The sequence below is a fragment of the Citricoccus parietis genome, assembly GCF_042433045.1.
In the GTDB taxonomy this organism is placed as follows: domain Bacteria; phylum Actinomycetota; class Actinomycetes; order Actinomycetales; family Micrococcaceae; genus Citricoccus; species Citricoccus parietis.
Genome location: NZ_JBHLWH010000038.1, coordinates 42,407 through 63,145, shown reverse-complemented (window position 1 = coordinate 63,145; position 20,739 = coordinate 42,407). Strand labels below are relative to the sequence as shown.

20 protein-coding genes are annotated in these 20,739 nt (G+C 71.1%); 16 read left to right on the top strand and 4 right to left on the bottom strand.

Going from position 1 to position 20,739, the window contains the following annotated elements; all coding sequences use genetic code 11:
• Positions 1 to 79 precede the first annotated feature (79 nt).
• Complete coding sequence (locus ACFFIO_RS12955) at positions 80 to 1,054, top strand: NUDIX hydrolase (RefSeq protein WP_378042367.1); 975 nt, start codon at positions 80 to 82, stop codon at positions 1,052 to 1,054.
• A 146-nt stretch (positions 1,055 to 1,200) separates the two neighbouring features.
• Here the strand turns inward: ACFFIO_RS12955 and ACFFIO_RS12950 are convergent, their stop codons facing one another.
• Complete coding sequence (locus tag ACFFIO_RS12950) at positions 1,201 to 1,878, bottom strand: Crp/Fnr family transcriptional regulator (RefSeq protein WP_115933361.1); 678 nt, start codon at positions 1,876 to 1,878, stop codon at positions 1,201 to 1,203.
• A 149-nt stretch (positions 1,879 to 2,027) separates the two neighbouring features.
• On the opposite strand from ACFFIO_RS12950, the gene ACFFIO_RS12945 reads away from it, so the two are divergent.
• The 3 genes from ACFFIO_RS12945 to ACFFIO_RS12935 all read left to right on the top strand — a co-directional run bounded on the left by ACFFIO_RS12945 (position 2,028) and on the right by ACFFIO_RS12935 (position 5,230).
• Positions 2,028 to 3,221 (top strand): MarP family serine protease, encoded by a 1,194-nt coding sequence (locus ACFFIO_RS12945; protein WP_378042365.1) that lies wholly within the window; start codon positions 2,028 to 2,030, stop codon positions 3,219 to 3,221.
• Between the two features lie 217 nt (positions 3,222 to 3,438).
• Entirely contained in the window at positions 3,439 to 5,094 is a 1,656-nt protein-coding gene (locus tag ACFFIO_RS12940) for a sodium-dependent transporter (RefSeq protein ID WP_378042363.1), read from the top strand.
• Between the two features lies 1 nt (position 5,095).
• Positions 5,096 to 5,230, top strand: coding sequence for a methionine/alanine import family NSS transporter small subunit (locus ACFFIO_RS12935; RefSeq protein WP_378042361.1), 135 nt, complete (start codon positions 5,096 to 5,098; stop codon positions 5,228 to 5,230).
• 190 nt (positions 5,231 to 5,420) lie between these two features.
• On the opposite strand, the gene acs is transcribed toward ACFFIO_RS12935, so the two are convergent.
• Positions 5,421 to 7,493: an acetate--CoA ligase gene (acs, locus tag ACFFIO_RS12930; RefSeq protein ID WP_378042359.1), complete on the bottom strand. Its 2,073-nt coding sequence runs from the start codon at positions 7,491 to 7,493 to the stop codon at positions 5,421 to 5,423.
• Between the two features lie 255 nt (positions 7,494 to 7,748).
• Here acs and ACFFIO_RS12925 point away from each other — a divergent pair, with 255 nt between their 5' ends.
• The 10 genes from ACFFIO_RS12925 to ACFFIO_RS12880 all read left to right on the top strand — a co-directional run bounded on the left by ACFFIO_RS12925 (position 7,749) and on the right by ACFFIO_RS12880 (position 15,828).
• Positions 7,749 to 8,897, top strand: a complete 1,149-nt coding sequence (locus ACFFIO_RS12925; protein WP_378042358.1) for a hypothetical protein — start codon at positions 7,749 to 7,751, stop codon at positions 8,895 to 8,897.
• A complete protein-coding gene (gene nth, locus ACFFIO_RS12920) occupies positions 8,894 to 9,712 on the top strand; it encodes an endonuclease III (RefSeq protein ID WP_378042356.1) in 819 nt (272 codons plus the stop codon). The genes ACFFIO_RS12925 and nth overlap by 4 nt, the downstream gene beginning before the upstream one ends.
• Positions 9,709 to 10,509 carry an NUDIX hydrolase gene (locus ACFFIO_RS12915; RefSeq protein ID WP_378042354.1) on the top strand — a complete coding sequence of 267 codons (801 nt, stop codon included), beginning with the start codon at positions 9,709 to 9,711 and terminating at the stop codon, positions 10,507 to 10,509. The genes nth and ACFFIO_RS12915 overlap by 4 nt, the downstream gene beginning before the upstream one ends.
• 98 nt (positions 10,510 to 10,607) lie before the next feature.
• Positions 10,608 to 11,780 carry a hypothetical protein gene (locus ACFFIO_RS12910; protein ID WP_378042352.1) on the top strand — a complete coding sequence of 391 codons (1,173 nt, stop codon included), beginning with the start codon at positions 10,608 to 10,610 and terminating at the stop codon, positions 11,778 to 11,780.
• Positions 11,777 to 13,075: a TadA family conjugal transfer-associated ATPase gene (locus ACFFIO_RS12905; RefSeq protein WP_378042350.1), complete on the top strand. Its 1,299-nt coding sequence runs from the start codon at positions 11,777 to 11,779 to the stop codon at positions 13,073 to 13,075. Before ACFFIO_RS12910 ends, ACFFIO_RS12905 begins: the two co-directional genes overlap by 4 nt.
• Positions 13,059 to 13,739 carry a type II secretion system F family protein gene (locus tag ACFFIO_RS12900; RefSeq protein WP_378042348.1) on the top strand — a complete coding sequence of 227 codons (681 nt, stop codon included), beginning with the start codon at positions 13,059 to 13,061 and terminating at the stop codon, positions 13,737 to 13,739. The genes ACFFIO_RS12905 and ACFFIO_RS12900 overlap by 17 nt, the downstream gene beginning before the upstream one ends.
• Complete coding sequence (locus ACFFIO_RS12895; RefSeq protein ID WP_378042346.1) at positions 13,736 to 14,206, top strand: type II secretion system F family protein; 471 nt, start codon at positions 13,736 to 13,738, stop codon at positions 14,204 to 14,206. The genes ACFFIO_RS12900 and ACFFIO_RS12895 overlap by 4 nt, the downstream gene beginning before the upstream one ends.
• Positions 14,207 to 14,441: 235 nt before the next feature.
• On the top strand, positions 14,442 to 14,741 hold the full coding sequence (locus ACFFIO_RS12890) for a DUF4244 domain-containing protein (RefSeq protein WP_378042345.1): 300 nt from the start codon (positions 14,442 to 14,444) through the stop codon (positions 14,739 to 14,741).
• A gap of 164 nt (positions 14,742 to 14,905) precedes the next feature.
• A complete protein-coding gene (locus ACFFIO_RS12885) occupies positions 14,906 to 15,430 on the top strand; it encodes a TadE family type IV pilus minor pilin (RefSeq protein WP_378042343.1) in 525 nt (174 codons plus the stop codon).
• Positions 15,427 to 15,828, top strand: coding sequence for an Rv3654c family TadE-like protein (locus ACFFIO_RS12880; protein WP_378042341.1), 402 nt, complete (start codon positions 15,427 to 15,429; stop codon positions 15,826 to 15,828). The genes ACFFIO_RS12885 and ACFFIO_RS12880 overlap by 4 nt, the downstream gene beginning before the upstream one ends.
• Here the strand turns inward: ACFFIO_RS12880 and ACFFIO_RS12875 are convergent.
• Both ACFFIO_RS12875 and ACFFIO_RS12870 read right to left on the bottom strand, forming a co-directional pair.
• Positions 15,753 to 18,179 carry a DNA 3'-5' helicase SftH gene (locus ACFFIO_RS12875; protein WP_378042409.1) on the bottom strand — a complete coding sequence of 809 codons (2,427 nt, stop codon included), beginning with the start codon at positions 18,177 to 18,179 and terminating at the stop codon, positions 15,753 to 15,755. The two genes, ACFFIO_RS12880 and ACFFIO_RS12875, sit on opposite strands and share 76 nt — an antisense overlap.
• Positions 18,180 to 18,290: 111 nt before the next feature.
• Complete coding sequence (locus ACFFIO_RS12870; protein WP_378042339.1) at positions 18,291 to 19,004, bottom strand: GNAT family N-acetyltransferase; 714 nt, start codon at positions 19,002 to 19,004, stop codon at positions 18,291 to 18,293.
• Positions 19,005 to 19,157: 153 nt separating this feature from the next.
• Here ACFFIO_RS12870 and trhO point away from each other — a divergent pair, with 153 nt between their 5' ends.
• Both trhO and ACFFIO_RS12860 read left to right on the top strand, forming a co-directional pair.
• Positions 19,158 to 20,045 carry an oxygen-dependent tRNA uridine(34) hydroxylase TrhO gene (trhO, locus tag ACFFIO_RS12865; protein WP_378042337.1) on the top strand — a complete coding sequence of 296 codons (888 nt, stop codon included), beginning with the start codon at positions 19,158 to 19,160 and terminating at the stop codon, positions 20,043 to 20,045.
• Positions 20,042 to 20,707, top strand: a complete 666-nt coding sequence (locus tag ACFFIO_RS12860) for a hypothetical protein (RefSeq protein WP_378042335.1) — start codon at positions 20,042 to 20,044, stop codon at positions 20,705 to 20,707. Before trhO ends, ACFFIO_RS12860 begins: the two co-directional genes overlap by 4 nt.
• The last annotated feature ends 32 nt before the right edge of the window (positions 20,708 to 20,739 follow it).

Genomic DNA, 20,739 nt, shown 5'->3' with positions numbered 1-20,739 from the left:
ACCGAACACTGCACCGACTTCTGTACCGAGCTCTGCACGGACGGCTCCGCGGACCGGGCTGGCCGTCGGTCACGGCCCGGTGCGCCGCGCCGGACGCGCCCTGGTGCCCCGGCTCTTCGAGTTGTCGGAGGACCAGTACGTGGCCGCTCGCAGCTGGTGGGTGCACGGGGAGCGGCGCCCGCGGGCCGCGCGTCGTGCCTCCTCCGTGGCTGTGGTCCGGGACGGGCTGAACGGGGTGGAGACCCTGCTGCGCTACCGGCCCGGGCCCACCCCCCTGGGCTCGGTGGCGTTCCCGGGAGGCTCCCTCGACGCCGCTGATGAGGACGACTGCCCGTGGTTCGGCCCGGCCCCGGCTCAGTGGTCCCGGGTGCTCGGAGTGGACGACCACCGCCTGGCCCGCCGGCACCTGACCGGGGCGATCCGTGAGCTGTTCGAGGAGACCGGGATCCTGTTGGCCGGGCCGGACGCCCACGGCGTGGTCACGAATCCCGGCGGTGGCGAGTGGATGCAGTCCCGTGTGGCCCTCGACCGCCAGGAGCTCTCCCTCCCAGACCTGGTGAGCCGCCGCGGCTTCGGTCTGCGCACGGACCTGCTGCGCGCCGTCGGGCGGTGGCACAGCCCGTACTTCTCCCACCGCCGCTTCGATACCCAGTACTTCGCGGTGGCAGTCCCGCACGGCCAGGACACCTCCCTGATGGAGGGCAAGGGCGTCTGGTCGGCGTGGGTGCCGGCCCGGTGGGTGGTGGCCGGACGGGACAGCACCGTACTGGGCGATGCGATCGGCCAGGAGGAGACCGTGGGCCGATCGTTGGGGCGCCTGACGGTGCCGGCGGTGGAACTGCTGCTCGAGCGGATGGCTGAGGCGGGGTCCACGGTGGAGTTCCTCATGGACCTCACCATCCGCGGCGGCGTGCCCGAGTTCACGCCCGAACTGCACGGCAGCCCGGAGGAGTGGGTGGTGCCGGGGATGCCGGAGGTGCCGGGAGAAGACGCCGACGGCGGCGGGTTCAGCCTGTCCGTCGACCTCCCCGGCGGCCGGTGGGCCCGCACCTGAGCGTTGCTGGAGGGCCGCTGGAGTGCTGCTGGAGTGCCACTGCGGTGCTCTGGGCATCAGAAACGACTCGAGGGGCCGCGATGGCGGCCCCTCGAGGTCAGTGGTTCATCAGTGTTTCAGCCGGAGTTCGGTTCCGGTCGGAGTGACTAGCGCGAGCGCTGGCGCAGGCGCTGCAGGTCCAGCACCACGACCGCACGGTTCTCCAGGCGGATCCAACCGCGCTGGACGAACTCGGCCAGGGCCTTGTTGACGGTCTCGCGGGAGGCGCCGACCAGCTGGGCCAGTTCCTCCTGGGTGAGATCGTGGGCCACGAGCAGGCCGTCGTTGGCCGGGCGGCCGAAACGGTCCGCCAGGTCCAGCAGGGCCTTGGCCACCCGGCCGGGCACGTCGGAGAAGACCAGGTCGGCCAGGGACTCGTTGGTCTTGGACAGACGCTGGGCCAGGGCCCGCAACAGCTGCATGGAGACCTCGGGGGTGGACTGGATGACCTTCCGCAGGTTGTCATGGCGCAATCCGGCCAGGCGGGCGGCGGAGACGGCCGTGGCCGTGGCCGTGCGCGGGGCGGGGTTGAACAGCGCCATCTCGCCGAAGACCTCACCCGGGCCGAGGATGGCCAGCAGGTTCTCCCGGCCGTCCGGGGCGGTGCGGCCCAGCTTGATCTTGCCGGACATGATGACATACAGCTGATCGCCCTGGTCGCCCTCATGGAATGCAGAGGCGCCGCGGGAGAGCTCTACCTCGGTCAGCTCGGAGGTCAGTGCAGAAAAGACCTCGTCATCCAAGTTGGTGAACAGCGGGGCCTTGCGCAGTACCTCGAGATCCATGTGTCCTTCGTCCTCACTGTCGACTGGCATGCCGGACATCTGCGACATGCGGGGAGTGTGTGTGATCCATTCTGCCCCATCTGCGGCAATGGTAACGGTAAAGTGGGAGGCTAGGCGTATACGGGGGCGGACGCAGGAAGAGAGACTCCTTGTTTTTGGGACTGACCGTGCTGGACTGGGTCCTGATCGTCGTCCTGTTCGTGTTCCTGATGGCCGGCTACCGCCGCGGGTTCCTGGTGACGCTCGGGACCATGGTCGGGCTGGTGGCCGGGGCCATCGCCGCGTTCTTCTCCATCCCGCTGGTCTCCGCCTGGATCACCGAGCCCGGCTGGCGCATTCTCGCCATCGTGGCCGCTGCGCTGGTCCTGGTGTTGCTGGGGCAGGGGATCGGTGCCGCCCTGGGGCGCGCCATCCGCCTCCGTATGGCCCTGCCGGCGCTGCGGACGGTGGACCGGCTGGGAGGTGCCGTGGCCAACACGGCCGTGGCCGCGGCGCTGATCTCCCTCGTGGCCTTCTCCGCGTCCTCCATGGGCCTGGCACCGGTGACCTCGGCGATCTCCGAATCCCGGGTCATCACCACGATCAACGATGCGGCACCCGAATCGGCCAAGTCGCTGGTCGCCCGGGTGCGTGCCGCCGTCGCCGGGACCGACGTGGTGCCGGTGCTGCCCGAGCCCGTGACCACGGAGACCCCGGCGGCCGCGGCATCCACCCCCGCGCCAGGACAGGCGCTGCAGGAGGCGCGTGCCTCCGTGGTGCGCATCTCCGGAACCGCCCTGGTGTGCGGGCAGAACCAGACCGGATCCGGCTTCGCCGTGGCCCCCGACCGGGTGATCACCAACGCCCACGTGGTCTCCGGTCTGACCGAACCTTCGGTCGAGTCCGCGGACGGTGCCGTGTACGCCGGTCGGGTGGTGCACTTCGACGCGGCACGGGACGTGGCCGTCATCGCCGTGGACGGGGCAGACCTGCCGGCGCTGGACGTGGGCGCCGAGCTGGCGGACCAGGAGGCCGGCTACATCATGGGCTATCCCTCGGGCGGGCCCTTCCAGATGGATCCGGCACTGGTCCAGGCCCGCGGTGAGGTGACCGTCAACAACGTCTACGGTGCCGAGCCCGGGCTGCTGGACATCTACCAGCTGGAGGCCGACGTCCAGCTGGGCAGCTCCGGTGGTCCGCTGCTGACCGCGGACGGTGACGTGGCCGGCATCGTCTTCGCCCGCGCCACCGGGGACATCGAGGTGGGCTACGCCATCACCGGCGAAGAGGCCGAACAGGCCCTGACGGAGGCCGAGGAGATGGTGGACACCGTGTCCACGGGCCAGTGCATCCAGGGGAACTGAGCCGGACTTTGCCGGGAACCTCCGGCTGACTAGTGTCAACCGGGGTCCACATCGTGCATGAACGGCCTGACTGGTCTAACGTGGTCGCCATCACATTTTCGCACCGCACCGCCGGCCCGCCGCCGCGTCACCCTCAGAACGGCACCGGACCGCGTGGGCTGGGTTACTGACCGGGAGGACCTCCGTGTCAACGCAGACCGCATTACAACCAGGAGGCTTGAGCCGCCGCGAGCAATTCGCCGGCCGCTGGGCCTTCATCTTCGCCGCCATCGGCTCCGCCGTGGGCCTCGGCAACATCTGGCGCTTTCCCTATGTCGCCTACGAGAACGGCGGCGGCGCCTTCATCGTCCCGTATCTGATCGCCCTGCTGACCGCCGGCATCCCGCTGCTGTTCTTCGACTACGCGATCGGCCATCGTTTCAAGGGCTCCCCGCCCCTGGCCTTCAGGCGCCTGAGCAAGTGGGCCGAGTCCATCGGCTGGTGGCAGGTGCTGATCTGCTTCGTGATCGGCGTCTACTACGCGGCCATCATCGCCTACGCCGCCATGTACACCTGGTTCTCCTTCGGGGAGCGCTGGGGCGATGATCCGGAGGCGTTCTTCTTCGGGGAGTACCTGCAGGTCCCGGAGGGAGTCGCCCCGACCCTGGAGTTCGTCCCCGCGGTCTTCTGGCCGATGCTGGTGGTCTGGGTGATCCTGCTCGTGGTTCTCGGCGCCGGCGTCCAGCGAGGGATCGCCATGGCGTCCCTGATCGGCATCCCGGTCCTCTTCATCATGTTCATCGCCCTGGTCATCGTGGCGCTGACGCTCCCGGGCGCGACGGACGGCCTCAACGCCCTATTCACCCCGAACTGGTCGGTGCTCTCCGATCCGCAGGTGTGGATCGCGGCCTACGGTCAGATCTTCTTCTCGCTGTCCGTGGGATTCGGCATCATGATCACCTATTCCTCGTATCTCAAGCGCCGGACCAACCTGACCGGATCCGGTCTCATGGTGGGCTTCACCAACTCCAGCTTCGAGATCCTCTGCGGCATCGGCGTCTTCTCGGCCCTCGGCTTCATGGCCCAGGCCAACGGAGTGCAGGTGGCGGATGTGGTCAGCAACGGCATCGGCCTGGCGTTCATCGCCTTCCCGACGATCATCTCCCAGGCCCCGCTGGGCGTGCTGATCGGTGTGCTGTTCTTCGCCTCGCTCGTGTTCGCCGGCTTCACCTCGCTGATCTCGATCCTCGAGGTGGTCGTCTCCGCGGTGAAGGACAAGCTCGGCTGGAGCCGGTGGACCACGGTGATCGTGGTGGTCGGCGTCTCCGGGATCGTCTCCCTGCTGCTGTTCAGCACCACCACCGGCATCAACGTCCTGGACGTCACGGATGCCTTCGCCAACAACTTCGGCATCGTCGGCGCGGCGCTCGTCGCGGTGGTCGTGGTGTCGTGGCTGTTGCGTCGCCTGGACGGCATGGTCAGCCACCTGAATGCCGTGTCCTCGTTCCGCGTGGGACGGATCTACAAGATCCTCGTGGCCGTGATCCTGCCGATCGTGCTCGCCTACATGTGGGTGTCCGACGTGGTCCTCAAGGCCACCGAGGGCTACGGTGACTTCCCCGCATGGTTCGTGGGCACCTTCGGCTGGGGCATGTCGATCGCCCTGATCGTGGTGGCGATCCTCTTGGCCCTGCTGCCCTGGTCGCAGAGATCGGCACTGCACAGCGAGCTGAATGACAACCTCGGCCCGGAGTCCGTCACGGGGGAAGAGGAGTTGGCCGGAGCGGTTCCGGGAGCGAGAGGCGCGCCAACCGGCCACGGCCGTCACGTCGACACTCCGTCGTCTCCACCACGCAGCCCGTCCCATCCTGAGCACCCCGAGAAGGGAGTCTGACATGGACCCGATTGCCATCGTGTTCCTGGTCATCGCGATCGTGGTGGTGTGGGGCGGCATGGTCGCTTCGCTCATCCACCTGCTGAAGAACCCGGACCATCTCTCCGGTGAAGAGGCTGCGGTCGACCGGAGTTAGTCCGGGCAGCCGCGTCTCGGTCTGCGACTGCCTGCCACAGACCGAGACGGCTGGACACAGCAATGGTGCCGGGCCACAGTGATGATCACTGTGGCCCGGCACGTTCGTTGTGACCCGAGATCGGCGGCGGGGAGGGCAGCGTGGCAGTACTCTCTGCCGCGCTGCCCTCCCGTCGCAGCCTCGGTCCTCCCTACTTGCGCAGCGACTCCGCGATCTGCTGCATGATCGTGGGATCGGACAGGGTGGACGCATCGCCCGGATCGCGGCCCTCGGCCACGTCCTTGAGCAGGCGGCGCATGATCTTGCCGGAGCGGGTCTTGGGCAGCTCCGGCACCACCAGGATGTGCTTGGGCTTCGCGATGGCCCCGATCTCGGAGGCCACGTGGGCCCGCAGGTCGGCCTCGGTCTGGACCGGATCGACCGCTCCGTCCGCCTGGGATTCCTCGGTGAGGATCACGAACGCCACCACCGCCTGGCCGGTGGTGGCATCGGTGGCGCCGACCACGGCGGACTCCGCCACGATCGGGTGGGACACCAGGGCGGACTCGATCTCCGAGGTGGACAGGCGGTGCCCGGAGATGTTCATGACGTCATCCACGCGGCCGGTGACCCAGACGTCCCCGTCCTCGTCCCGGCGGGCGCCGTCCCCGGCGAAGTACATCCCCTCGAACCGGGACCAGTAGGTCTCCTTGAAGCGCTCGGGGTTGCCCCAGATGCCGCGCAGCATGGCCGGCCATGGATCGCGGATCACCAGGAACCCTGCGCCGGCGCCCTCGAAGGACCGGCCGGCCTCGTCCACCACGTCCACGGTGATCCCCGGGACGGGAGTCTGGGCTGAACCGGGCTTGGTGGCCGTGACTCCGGGCAGGGGCGAGATCATGTGGGCGCCGGTCTCGGTCTGCCACCAGGTGTCCACGATCGGGGCGGGGTGCTCCTTGCGGGCACCCGGGGTGACGGAGCCGTCGTCGTTCTTGGTCCCGGCGCCGGCGTTGCCGCCGATGACCTCCCGGTACCACATCCAGGCCTCGGGGTTGATGGCCTCGCCGACGGATCCGAGCACGCGGATCGAGGACAGGTCGAAGGCGTCCGGCACCTGCCGGCCCCACTTCATGCAGGTGCGGATCGCGGTGGGGGCGGTGTACATGATGGTGATGCCGTACTTGGCCACGATCTCCCACCAGCGGCCGGTGTGCGGGAAGTCGGGGGTGCCCTCGTAGATCACCTGGGTGGCGCCGTTGATGAGGGGCGCGTACGTGACGTAGGAGTGCCCGGTGACCCAGCCGACGTCGGCGGTGCACCAGTACACGTCCGTCTCGGGATGAAGATCGAAGGTGTCCCGGTGGGTGACGGCGGTCTGCACCAGGTAGCCGCCCGTGGTGTGCAGGATGCCCTTCGGCTTCCCGGTGGTGCCGGAGGTGTAGAGGATGTACAGCGGGTGCTCGGAGTCGTGCCAGACCAGCTCGTGCTCGTCCGACTGCTCGCCCAGCACGTCGTGCCACCACAGGTCCCGGTCTGCCGTCCACTCCACGTCCTGCTCGTTGCGCCGGACCACGAGGACATGGGCCACGGAATGGCCCGGCTCGGCCAGGGCGGCGTCCACCGCCGGCTTGAGCATGGAGGGCTTGCCGCGGCGCCAGGAGCCGTCCGCGGTGACCACGAGCTTGGCCTCGGCGTCGTCGATGCGCGAGCGCAGGGCATCGGCGGAGAAGCCGCCGAAGACCACGGAGTGCACCGCACCGATCCGGGCGCAGGCCAGCATGGTGATGACGGTCTCGGTGATCATCGGCATGTAGACGGCCACGCGGTCGCCCTTGGTGACCCCGAGTGACTCGAAGGCGTTGGCCGCCCGCCGGACCTCGGCGGCGAGTTCGGCGTAGGTCCAGGACTTCGAGTCGCCGGGTTCGCCCTCGAAGTGGATGGCCACGCGGTCGCCCAGCCCGGCCTCCACGTGGCGGTCCAGGGCGTTGTAGGCGGCGTTGGTGGTGCCGCCGACGAACCACTTCGCGAACGGGGCGTCCGACCAGTCCAGCACCTCGGTGAAGTCCTGATCCCAGTCCAGCACCTCACGCGCCTGATGGGCCCAGTAGCCCAGCCGGTCCGCGGCGGCCTCCTCATAGCGGTCCGCCCCGGCCACGGCCTGCGCGGCGAACTCCGCGGAGGGCGGGAAGCTGCGGTGCTCGTGGGAGAGGGTGTCCATGGTGCCGCCGCCGCCGTCGGCGGATGCGGAGGGGGAGGCCGATTCGTTGGACGCTGTTGTGCTCATGCGTACTCCTTGGTGGCGCGGTCGACGAGGACCACCGTGATGACGCCTCGGACGTAACCGGGGTCACAGGTGGCTTCGTCTTTAGCCTAACGCCACTGCCGTCGGTGTGAAGCCGCGCACGTCAAGCTGGGGGACAGGGCCCGGCGTGACTGGTTGAATGGTGCAGAGACCATCCATAGGGGAACCGGCGAGCACCGTCCGGTCTGGATCAATCGCTGGGGAGCCGCCCGTTCCGGGTGGCACAGGAGGAACCACATGACCATCGCACCGGATTCATCCGATACCGCACCAGCCGGTGGTCCCGGCCCGGGGCTGAGGCTGTCCAGCTGGGACGTCGGCTTCCTCGCCTCGGTCCTCGTGGTCCTCGCCGGGTCCATCGTCCCCCTGGCCACCTCGCGGTGGGGCCTGAACCTGTGGGGCAGCACCAACCTTTTCTTCCTCGGCATCGGGGTCCTGATGCCCCTCGTCGCGGCCGGCTTCATCCTGGCCCGCGCGGCCTCCGCCGGCAAGTCCACCAACGACGCCGGCCCCCGCCTCGGTTCGCTCAGCACCGAACAGTTCGCGCACGTCACGGCCTGGCTGGCGCTGTCCTACTTCTTCATCACGTTCGTCACCACCCTGGACGCCGTCCTGCTCATCGGTCTGGCCGGCGCCTTCGGACTGCTGGTCACCTCCCCGATGCGATCCCTCATGGCCCCGCTCTTCGCCGGGGCCACCGGACCCACTGCGTCCAATGGGCCCTCCAGCACAGGTGTTCCCGCCGGCCACGCCGGTCCCACTGGTCCGGGAGTCGGTGCGCGAGCGGCCTCGGGCCCGGACGCGATGTACGGTCAGGCCCCGGCCTACGGTCAGGCCCCGGCCTACGGTCAGGCGGCCTCACAGGAGGCCCACGAGGAATACCGGTCCTCGCCGGAGCCTGCTGGATCCCACGCTTCCGGCTCGGACGATGCTCAGCAGTCTGCGGCCGACATCGAGGACGAACTCGGGATGACCCGCGTGCGCCCGCGGTCCACGGACGAGGCCGCGGCCTCGGCAACCGCCGCGTTCGGAGCACCGGCAACTGCTGAACCGTCAGAGCCGTCCGAACTGTCAGAGCCGTCGGAACCGGTCCAGCTGTCTCCGTCGTCACCGGCGCCGGAGGTTCAGCACACGGAACCGATCGATCCGCTGGAATCCGGACCGTCGGCACCGAGGGGCACGGAACCGGCCGAGTACGAGGCGTTCTGGTTCGCCGTGGGAACGCGCCGGACGGCCGTGAACCCCGAGGACGGCGGCCCGGCCTTCGCGCTTGAGCCCGGCGGCTGGATCCTGGCCCTCGAGGACCGTGGCCACGAGTTCCTCGTGCAGAACACGGATGGCCGCACCGGCGTGCTGGAGGACCTCACGGACATCGAGCGCGCGTGACGGGCAGGAGTTCCGTCCCGGCCGGCGTCGCGAGCGCCGGGGAGAGCACCCTCGCCCTGAAGCGCCGTGCCCGGAAGATCAACCGGGTGCTGGCCGAGGCCTACCCCTACGCGGTCGCCGAGCTCGATTTCACCAACGCCTTCGAGCTGCTCGTGGCCACCGTGCTCTCGGCGCAGACCACAGACGTGCGGGTCAATGCGACCACTCCCGGGCTGTTCGCGCGTTTCCCGGATGCCGAGGCCATGTCCCTCGCGGACGAGCGCGAGCTGCAGGAGATCGTCCGGCCCCTGGGCTTCTACCGGAACAAGGCCACCGCCATCCAGGGCCTCTCCCGGGCCCTGGTGGAACGCCACGGTGGGGAAGTGCCCGGCACGGTGGACGAACTGGTGAAACTGCCCGGGGTCGGCCGCAAGACGGCCTTCGTGGTCCTGGGCAATGCCTTCGGGGTCCCCGGGCTCACCGTGGACACCCACTTCGGGCGCCTGGCCCGGCGGCTCGGCTTCACCGCGGAGCAGGACCCGGTCAAGGTCGAGTACGAGGTCGCCGAACTCTTCGAGCCGCGCGACTGGACCATGCTCTCCCATCGCCTGGTCTTCCATGGACGCCGCGTCTGCCATGCCAAGCGCCCCGCCTGCGGGGCCTGTCCCGTCGCCCGCTGGTGCCCCTCCTTCGGGATCGGGGAGACGAATCCGGACGCGGCGGCGTCGTTGCTGAAGTACGAGCTGGCACCGGGCCGGGAAGAACTCCTGGCCAAGATGATCGCCGGTTCCACCCGCGCCGAGCTGCGGGCCGAGGGCTACGGTTTGGGGGCATGATGCAGATCGACGGGGCGCTCGCGGACCTACGGTCCCTCGTGGAGCGCTACGGGACCCTAGACCCGGACCTGGCGGCGAGGCCGCCGTCTGCCCCGGCCCCGTCCCGGATTCCCGACGACGACCGGGGCTGGGACTTCGGCCGCACCGTGGTGCCCCCGGACTCGGCCGGGGAGCCCTCGGACTCCGCCGTGCTGGTGCTGTTCGGGGCCCTGGACGGCCAGCCGGCGCACTTCCACGGCACTGCCGTGCCGGAGGACCTGGACCTGCTGCTCACCCAGCGGTCCTTCGCCCTGCGCCACCACCCCGGCCAGGTCGCCTTCCCGGGAGGCCGCCGGGACCCCGGGGACGTGGACTTCAGTGATTGCGCCCTACGGGAGGCCGAGGAGGAGACGGGCCTGGACCGGAACGGTGTGCGGGTCATCGGAACCCTGCCGCCGGCCCCGCTCACGGTCTCGAACTTCCGGGTGCATCCCGTGCTGGGCTGGTGGGACCGGCCCTCCGACGTCTTCGTGGTGGACGAGGGGGAGGCGGCCCGGGTGTTCCGGGTCCCCGTGGCCGACCTGGTGGACCCCGCCAACCGCATCACCACCTCCCTGTCCCGGGAAGTGGCGGGCGCAACCCGGCGGTTCAGGAGCCCGGCCTTCCGGGTCTCCGGCACCCTCGTGTGGGGCTTCACGGCCATCCTGATCGACCGGATCCTCGACCTGCTGGGGTGGACCCAGGACTGGGACCGCGGCCGGATCATGGACATCACCGATTGGGACGCCTCCATGCCCGTTCCCCCCGCTGACCTGTAGGCCGCCAGTTCCTCCACAGGCGGCCGAACCCGGGCCGGTCCTCCACAGTTGCCGGCCCGCGAGGAGCATGCCGGGGGCCGGACGGACAGGCTGGGAGCATGGCAGTCCGAGCATCCTCACCGTTGACCATCCTGTTCGTCGCTCCACCGGATCGGGATGGGCCGGTCCCACATGGTCTGGTGGGCAGCGCCCCACTCCTGTCCGAACTGCTGTGCACCGAGGTGGCCGCCTGTGCCGCCGCGGTCGGACACCGGCTGCGCGTCGTGCCACGCCCCGAGTGGTCGGCCGCGGCACAGGCCCGCCGGGCTGACCCGGCGCCTCCGGCCCTCATCCTCTGGGGGCTCGCCCCGGGGGAGACGGCCGGCCCGGAGCCGGGGCCAGACGGCGGACAGGATCGGCCGGAACCGCCGATCGTGGCCGTCACCCTGGACGGGTCGTCCGCGCCCCCCGGTGCCCTCTGCCTGCCCTCTCGGTCTCAGCAGCTCTGCCGCATCCTGGCGCGGACACGTCCGGCCAACTCTGAGCCACCCGTTCGGGGGCGCGCTGCGGTGGTGGTCCATGATGGCCCGGGCGCCGATGGGGACGAGCACTGGCCCGGGCTGTCCTGGGCGCTGACACTGCTGCTGGGAGGCCCCGGGCGGGGCCTGCTCGTGGATGCCCAAGGCCCCCAGGGGAGTCTGAGTACACGGCTCCGCGCCCTGGCCCCTCCTGCGGATCGATGCGTGAGCTGGGACGGGATGCAGGACCTGCCGGTTCCCGGACCCGCCCTGGCCTCACACCTGCCCGGGGCCGGTGGCGTGCGGTGGTGGGGCTGGACCTCATCGAAGTCCGCTGCCCGCCCCCGGATGGACGATGACTGGGTCCAGGTCGCCGTGGAGACGTTCCCCTGGACGGTCGTCGACGTCGGCAAGGACCAGGACCGGGCGCGCGACGGGGCGGAACGGGGGATGGCCCTGCTGGTGTGCACCGATCGCGGACTGCCGGCGGGCCGGCAGCTTCCGGCCGACGTGCTGCTGCAGGTCACGCCACGCCAGCGGCCATCGCACGCAGCACGGCACCGGGACGCCCGTCGAGGGTCAGCCCTGGCGGGGGAACCCGCCGGCTCTGTGCGGGTCGACGCGCAGGATTGGGACGGTACGTCGCTGGCCTCCTGGAATCGGTCGAGTCGGAGCGGTTCCGCCCGGAGGCTGGCCGCGGAGATCGAACTGCGGCTGGACGGAGCCGGGACCCTGGAACCCGGCTGGCCGGTGGCCGGAAGGGCCCTGCGATGAGCCGCGGATGGTCGCCGGAACCACCGCCCGGAGCGGGTCGGCGCCTCGCCACCGGAACCTCGGCGGGACGGCAACGGGCCCGCAGATGGCTCGCCGGCCGCCTCGCCGACCCCGCCCGTCACCAGGACCGTGGTGCTGCGCCCCGGCCCGACACCGTGCCGCCGGAGCTGGCGGCCGAGGCCGTCCGGCGGCACCTGCCGGTGACCACCCCGCAGGAGGCGTCCACCCAGATGACGGCGCTGACGGACGATCTCATCGGCCTGGGACCACTGGCGGCCCCGGCCCGCGGCCCCGGCGTCACGGACGTCCTGGTGGACGGGGCCGGGACCATCTGGACAGACGGTCTGGACGGCCTCCGGGACACGGGCCGGTGCCTGCCGGCTGACGACGCCCGTCTCCTGGCCGTCCGGCTGTTGGCCCAGGGCGGCCGCCGGCTCGACGAGGGCCAACCGTTCGGTGACGCACAGGTCACCGGTGCCCGGGTGCACGCCATCCTGCCGCCGCTGGCCTCGGGCGGCACCCAGATCAGTGTCCGGTTGGCCGCACCGGAGCCACCGCGTCTGGAGGACCTGGCCCGGCGCTGGCCCCACGGGACGCAGTGGCTGGCCGCACTGCGGCAACTGCTGCACACCCGCGCCAACCTGCTCATCAGCGGGGCCACCGGTTCCGGGAAGACCACCCTGCTCTCCGCGGTGCTCTCGGAGGTCCCCGCGGACGAACGGATCATCACCGTGGAGGACACCCGCGAGCTGCGCCCGCGCCACGGCCATGTGGTCTCGCTGCAGGCCCGCTCCGGCAACTCCGAGGGCGCCGGCACCGTCGAGTTGTCCGAACTCGTCCGGCAGGCGCTGCGGATGCGGCCCGACCGGCTCGTCGTGGGAGAGTGCCGCGGGGCCGAGGTCGCGGACTTCCTCGCCGCCATGAACACCGGCCACCGAGGCGCCGCCGGAACACTGCACGCCAACTCTGCCTCAGACGTCCCGGCCCGACTGCAGGCGATGGGCGCACTGGCCGGCCTGGGGTCAGAAGCCCTTGCGCTGCAGGCCTCCAGTGCGGTGGATGCGGTCCTCCACCTGGAACGGACCGATGCCGGACGGCACCCCGTGGAGCTGGCCGTCGTGGACCGGGACACCAGCCGGCCCGGCACCCTGCGCGTCCTCCCGGCGCTCTCCCTGGTCGGAACCGCTTTGACCGCGGGGCCCGGCCAGGGGGTGCTGGACGGTCTGTCCGCAGCCGACGTGCACCGGGACACCGGATCGCGGCGGAGTAGGGGCCGGCATGCGATCGGGGCCTGAACGACGAAGCAGGCGGCGGTGGTGGTCGCGGTGGCTGCGGTGGCTCCCGGGGCAGGCGCGGCGTCGGCGTGAGCGCGAGACCGAGGAATTCGTCGCCCTGCTCCGCCAGGCGTCCGCCCTGTTGCAGGCCGGCCGTCGTCCGGAGCGCGTCTGGGTGGAACTCTCGGGGCTCTACGAACCGTGCCCGGGCGGACCAGACGGGCCAGGCGGGCCGCGGAGGCCAGCCAGTCGGGCGGGATGCTGCCTGCACCACGTTCTGGTCGCGGCTGACCTGGAGATCATGCTCGGCGGCGAGCCGTTCGCCGCCGTGGAGGCGCCGGGGCAGGGCCGTCACTGGCGCCAGCTGGATGGATGCCTGGCGGTCTCCCACCACGCCGGGATTCCGCTGGGCGGGCTGCTCGAGCGTCTGGCCGACGCCCTGGAGGAGGGCCAGGACGCCCAGCAGGCGCGGGACGCGGCAGCCGCCGGCCCGCGCTCCACGGCACAACTGCTGGGCTTCCTGCCTCTCGCCGGGATCGCGATGACGGCCCTCGTCGGGGGGCCGCCCACCGAGTTGCTGGCCGGTCCCCTCGGCTGGCTCGTGATCGGCACCGGAGTGGGACTGGCTGTGATCGGCCATCTCTGGACCCGCGTGCTGATCCGCCGATCGGAGGAGACCACATGACCACGAGCACGAGCGTCCGGCCCGGCGCCTCGGCAGCACCGGACACGCTGGACGCCGCCCTGGCGATGGACCTGGTGGCGGGACTGCTGGAAACGGGGCAGAGTCTCGTCTCCGGTCTCGACCTGCTCGGCACCCATGTCCCCGGGGCGGCGCCGGTCCGGCGGGTGGCCGCCCTGCTGCGGGCCGGTGTCGACTGGGATGACGCCTGGTCGGCCCATGAGCCTGAAGCCAGTGACCCCGACCTGCAGGAGCTGGCCGGCGAACTCCGCTTCGCCCACCTCACCGGAGCGCCCACGGCTGCCCTGCTGCGGTCCACGGCCTCGACGCTCCGCCGTCACCGGAAGCGCCGGGCCGAGCAACGGGCCGCAGAACTGGGCACCCGGTTGGTCCTGCCCCTGGGGCTCTGCCAGTTGCCCTCGTTCCTCTGCCTGGGTGTGGTCCCGCTCGTCCTGGCCCTGCTGCCCTGACATCCGTCCTGATGCCCGCCCTGACACCCGCCCTGACACCCGCCCTGTTGCCTGCATGCGCGAGTTCACCTGGGGGACGCGGTGCCACCGTCGGGAACCTGGCGCAGTCCTCCACACCGGCCCAAAGTGCCCCAGCCATCCAGAACTGCGAGCCTCCGCACCCCACGGGGGAGAACACCGACGCAGGCTGGAAGCAGGCGACCACACCGGCCGCCATCACACCAGAGGAGACACCATGACCGCCACACTGCAGCACGAACACCACGCCCCGCGAACGGCCAGCGGAGTCAATCGGCCTGCAGGCACCGCCAGCACTGCCAGCACCGTGAACAGCGCCTCCACCGCCCTCGCCGTGCAGGGCCGTCGCGCCTCGACCCTGGATTGGGGCGATGAGACCGGTGCGCAGACAGCCGAGTACGGCATCGTCACGCTCGCCGCCGTCGGGTTCGCCGGCGTCCTGGCCGTCGTCCTCGCCGGGACCGACGTGCAGGGACTGCTGCTGGACATCGTCAAGAACGCCCTCAGCTTCGGCTGAGAACCCTCCACCGGACCCCGGGTCCCGCCGATACCCCTCCCGGCGGGGCCCGGTACCCGTCGCAGACCCCGGCCGATCAGGTATGTCCGGACATTCCCGAATCCTGCCACCCACCCGCACTGCTCCCGTCCCGCCCGAGCGACACCCGAAGACACGAGGAAGCCATGGACCGCCGCCCTCTGACCGAACATCCCCCCTTGACCGGATCCACGGGGCACGGCCGTTCCGCCGATCCTGGCCCTCCTGGCCTTCTCGGCCCTCCTACCGATTCCGGCCGCCCCCTGCGGTCCGAGCGACCCCCGCGGCCCGAGTACCCCTCCGGGCCCGCCGGTACCGAACGGGGATCGGTCACCGCGGAATACGCGGTCATGCTGCCGGCCGCGGCCCTGGTACTGGTGGGCGCCCTGCTCGCCGGTGCCGCGACCCTGCAGCAGGTCCGGCTGGAGGAAGCCGCAGCGGCCTCGGTCCGCGAGCTGGCCCGGGGAGAGAGCGAGGCCGACGTCCGCTCCACCGCCCGGCGCATGGCCGGTGAGGCCACGGAACTCAGCAGCGACCGGAGCACTGGCTGGGTCGCCGTGACCGTGGCCCACGCCCCTCCAGGGCCCCTGGCGTGGTGGGACGGGTGGGAACTGGAGGCCACGGCCCACGCGCCGGACCAGTGGGCCGTGCCTCCCACGGGAGCACCATGAACCGGACGAGCACACGCCGGCCAGGCGAACAAGTCGAGCAGGGCGAACCAGGCGATCAGGGCGCCGGCAGTGTCACCGTGCTGGCCACGGTGTTCCTGACCCTGGCGCTGCTGGGCGCCACCGCGGCGTTGGGCACCGCGGCCACGGCGGCGGCACGGGCCTCCGGAGCCGCGGACCTCGCCGCGCTCGCCGCTGCAGACGCTGCCCGTGGACTGGCGCTGGCCGATCCCTGCGCCCTGGCTGCCCAGACGGCTGATCGTCACGGGGCCACGGTCATCGAGTGCGCTGCCGCCTCAGACGGCACCGTGCTGGTGCGCACCCGTTATGAGTCGACGCTGCCGTGGCCCTCCGAAGGGGTGGCCCGGGCCGGACCGCCGGCGTCAACGGTGCCGCGGTGAGCGGCCGCCCGCAGCGACCGTGCCGCCGCGATCCGGACGCCCTGCAGCACGAACGTCAGCAGGGTTGCGGCCCCGTCCTTGTCCAGCGGGTTGTTGCGGTTGCCGCACTTCGGAGACTGCACACAAGAAGGGCAACCCGAGGAACAACTGCAGGAGAGCACCGTGTCCAGGGTGGCCTGCAGCCAGGTCGCGGCTTCCGCGAAGCCCCGCTCGGCGAAGCCGGCGCCGCCCGGGTGACCGTCGTAGACGAACACGGAGGGCTGACCGGTGTCCGGGTGCAGGGCCATGGACACCCCGCCGATGTCCCAGCGGTCGTTCGAGGCCACGATGGGCAGCAGCCCGATCATCGCGTGTTCGGCGGCGTGCAGGGACCCGGGCAGCCGGTCCATCGTCAGGCCGGCGGCCACCAGCACCTCCGAGGGGCAGTGGAACCAGACGGCCGTGGTGAAGAGGTCCCGGGCGGGCAGTTCCAGGGGCTCCTCGCCGAGGACCTCGCCGGAGACCAAAGCCTTGCGCTGGTAGGACACCACCTGGGTGGTGACCTTCACCGGCCCCGTGCACCATTGCAGGTCTCCCGCGTCCACGCGGTGGACGGTGTCCAGGATCTCGATCTCGGTGATGTCCCGGGCCTGCGTGAAGAAGTCCGGCCACGCTCGCGTGACCAGGACGGCGTGGGCGTCCTCGTCGAGGTCCTCCACCAGGTACGTCCGGTCCTGGTGGACGTACACGGCACCGGGGTGGGCCTGGTAGTGGGTCTGCGGGGAGCCCATGGAGCCCAGCAGGGCGCCGGTCTCGGTGTCGATGATGTCCACCGGTCCGCCGCCGTCGTCCCGCAGGGACACCAACCCGGCGGCATGCTCGGGATGCGTCCAGAACCAGCCGGCCGGACGGCGCCTCAGGTAGCCCTCCTCGACGAGCTGTTCCACCAGTCCACGGACCTCGTCCGGGTCCCCGAAGTCACCGAGCCCGTCCGGGACCAGGGGGAACTCGGCGGCCGCGGCGCACAGGTGTGGGGCGAGGATGTGTGGGTTGGTCGGGTCCGTGACCGAGTCCTCCACAGCCAGTTCGAAGACGGCCTCCGGGTGGTGGACCACGTAGGTGTCCAGGGGGTCATCCCCGGCCACGTAGAGCGCCACGGATTCCTGCCCCGACCGCCCGGCGCGTCCCACCTGCTGGAAGAACGACGCGCGGGTGCCCGGCCAGCCGGCCACCAGCACGGCGTCGAGTCCGGCGATGTCGATGCCCAGCTCCAGCGCCGGCGTGGAGGCGACTCCCAGCAGCCGGCCGGTGCGCAGCGCCGTCTCCACCTCGCGGCGCTCCTCGGGCAGGTATCCGGCCCGGTAGGCCGCCACCCGGGGCGGCAAGGACGGGTCCACCTCGGCGAGCTCACGTTTGGCGGCGGAGGCCATCGCCTCGGCCCCGCGGCGGGAGCGGATGAAGGCAATCGTCCGGGTGCCGGTGACGGCCAGGTCGGCCATCATCCCGGCGCCCTCGGCCGTGGCCGAACGGCGCACGGGTGCCCCGTTCTCGCCGCGCCGGTCCGTGAGCTCCGGTTCCCAGAAGCCGACCGTGACGGCCCCATGGGGGGAGGCGTCCTCGGTCACGGCCACCGCGTCCGCCCCGATCAGGCGCGAGAAGGACCCGGCGGGGTCCGCACTGGTGGCCGAGGCCCCGATGAACACGGGGCCCGGCGTGTCCGGGACCTCGGCCCCGTCTCGCCGTCCGGACCGATAGTGCGCGCAGACGCGGGCCAGCCGGCGCAGCAGCACGGCCACGTGGGAGCCGAAGACCCCCCGGTACACGTGGGCCTCGTCCACCACCACGAAGCGCAGCCGCCGGAAGAACCGGGCCCAGCGTTCGTGGTGCGGCAGGATTCCGATGTGCAGCATGTCCGGGTTCGTCAGCAGCACATTCGCGTGTTCGCGAGCCCACTTGCGGTCGGCGATGTCCGTGTCCCCGTCATAGGGGGCCGGCCGCAGCCAGGTGGCGCCGTCCCGGGCCAGGGCGCGCCAGGCGTTGAGCTGGTCGGCCGCGAGCGCCTTCGTGGGTGACAGGTAGAGCACGGTCCCGGTGGGGTCGTCGTGCAGGGCGGTGCCGGCGGCGAGCTGGTAGGCGAGGGACTTGCCCGACGCCGTCCCCGTCGCCAACACCACGTTGGTCCCGGCCGCCGCGAGGCCGGCCGCCTCGGCCTGGTGCTCCCAGGGCTCCAGGGCGCCGGAGCCCCCGAGGGCGTGGATGAGGCCGTCCGGGGTGCCCGCCGGCCAGGGCACCGTGACGGCCTGCCGTTCCGGCAGGTGCCGGACGTGCAACAGTTGCGGCGGGATGGAGCGGCGGCCGAGCGTGCGGCTCAGGGCCTCGGCGTCCCGGGGGTCATCCGTGCGTGGTCCACCGGCTGGCTGCCCGGGCCCGTCTCCAGTCCCGTCTCCGCCGCCGTTCCGGGGGTGTTCCCCGCGGGGGTCCACTCAGCCGGCGTCCGAGTGGGACGGGTTCCCGCTGTCGCCCTCCAGGGCGCCGTAGACGGTGACGTCGGCGAGCTCGGTCCAGCCGAGGTGGCCGTAGAGGGCCTGTCCGTCGGCGCTGGCCACAAGCAGGCCTTCCTCGACGTCGTGCTCCAAGGCCAGCGAGGCGAGGTAGCGCATCACCAGCGAACCCAGGCCCTGCCGGCGGAATTCGGGGGAGGTCCAGATGCGGTCGAACACGGCGTAGCCGTCCACGGCGGCTACCCGGCCGCGGGCCGCCACGGCGCCCTCGCCCTGCGGGTGCTCCTCCGTGCTGATAATGGTCACGAGGAACCAGTCCGGGTCATTGCGTTCCACGGTGGCCTCGAACTCCTCGGGCACGATGGGGGCCTCGACGTCCTGGCCTCCCATGTTCACCACCATGAGCTTCTCTCCGATGGAGAGCGCCTTGAGGGGGACACCGGCCGGCACGGTGGGCGGCGGGCCGACCACGGTCAGCAGTCTTCCAGGGTGGTTCTGGACCTCGGCGGACACCGCCTTGAGGGCAGTCTCGTCCGGGTGGGCCAGGACGTACTCCCAGTCCTGTCCGTCACCGGCCTGGACTCCACTGCGCAGGGATGCGTGGACCACGCCGTCATGTTGCACGTCGTAGTTCCGGCAGCGGGACCAGCCGGTCACCCAGGTGCTGACCAGCGCGTCATTCAAGGCAGAAGTCATGGGACGAGACTAGCCCGAGCCGCAGGCCGCCCGCACCCGTCGGATCAAGATCCAGGTCAAATCGTCACGTGCCGGTATGCTGCGGTCCCCGTCAGCGATGCCGTCTCCTCACGGACCTCGTGGGGTGGGGCGTCCCGGACTACCCTTGATGTAGTGAGCCAGTCCAAGATCGCCCTGTATTACCGCTTCGCCCCGTTGGCCGATCCGGAGGCCGTGCGCCTCTGGCAGCACGCCTTGGCCTCGCGATGGGGGCTGACCGGGCGCATCATCGTGTCCCCGCACGGGATCAATGGCACCGTGGGTGGCCCCTTGGACGCGGTGAAGCAATACGTCAAGACCACCCGCACCTACGGCCCCTTCGCCGGGCTGGAGGTCAAGTGGTCCGACGGTTCGGCGGAGGACTTCCCGCGGTTGTCCGTCAAGGTGCGGCCTGAGCTGGTGGCCTTCGACGCCCCGGACGAGATCGTCGTGACCGAGGACGGCGTGCAGGACACCGGCGTGCACCTGACGCCGGAGGACCTGCACCGGCTGGTGGAGGAGAAGGAGTCCGCCGGGACCCCCGTGGTGTTCTTCGACGGGCGCAACGCCGTGGAGGCCAAGATCGGTCGATTCGCCGGGGCCGTGGTGCCGGACACCGTCACCACCCGGGACTTCATCTCCGAACTGGACTCGGGCGTCTATGACCACCTCAAGGACCAGCCGGTGGTCACCTACTGCACGGGCGGGGTCCGCTGTGAGGTGCTGACGGCGCTGATGCACCACCGCGGCTTCGGGGAGGTCTACCAACTGGACGGGGGGATCGTGAAGTACGGGGAGGCCTATGGCGACTCCGGCCTCTGGGAGGGATCCCTGGCCGTCTTCGACCAGCGCATGCGGGTCCAGTTCTCCGACCAGTCCGTGACGATCGGCGAGTGCACCCTCTGTGCGGGTCCCACCTCGGAGTTGCGGAACTGCTCCGATCCGTCCTGCCAGACCCTGGACACCGTGTGCGATGCCTGCGCTCTGGCCGTCCCGGACCGCACGTGCGCGGTGTGCCGGTGAGACGCCAGGCTGCCGGACTGGTCCTCGCGGGGCTGCTGCTGACCGGCTGCGGGGCACCCGACCCGGCGGACACCCCGCCCCAGTCCGAAGAGCAGCTCCGGGCGATGCTCCTGGACATGGAGGAGTACGGGCTGGAGGGGGCCGACGGCCCGGGGGAGCAGATCGATCCGAGCCTGATCGCGACCGTCGTCGACGACCCCTCCCAGGCCGAGGGTGCCTGCGCCGACGCGCTGCAGGCCTTGCAGTCCGCCTCGTTTGAGACCACCGCCAGTGCGGCCGAGGCCGTCAGCGTGGTGGAGGGCTACGAAGACGCCTACCTGCCTCCGGTCCTGTCCGCCGCCCTGTTCGCCCGTGAGGACGGCGACGGGCCGGAGCCGGGCCCGCTCTACACCGCGGTGGGCCGGGACTGCGAGGGCGCGGAACTGCGCCAGGGCGAGGCCACCGTCACCGTGGCACCCCTGCCCGGGGACCGGGACGGGGTGGTGGCGCACAGCAGCGGTGACGAGTTGCTCGGAGACACGAGCGTGACCATCGCGGTGGAGACCGTGGGCCATCACCACGTCATGGTCAGCGGCATCCTGGTGGACCCGGACACCGTGGTGGCGGCGTTCGACCGGCAGGTCGAGAAACTCCGGCAGGGACTCCTCGCGTCAGCACCGTGAGGCGGGTAGGCGGTGATGCGGGTGCGGCACCG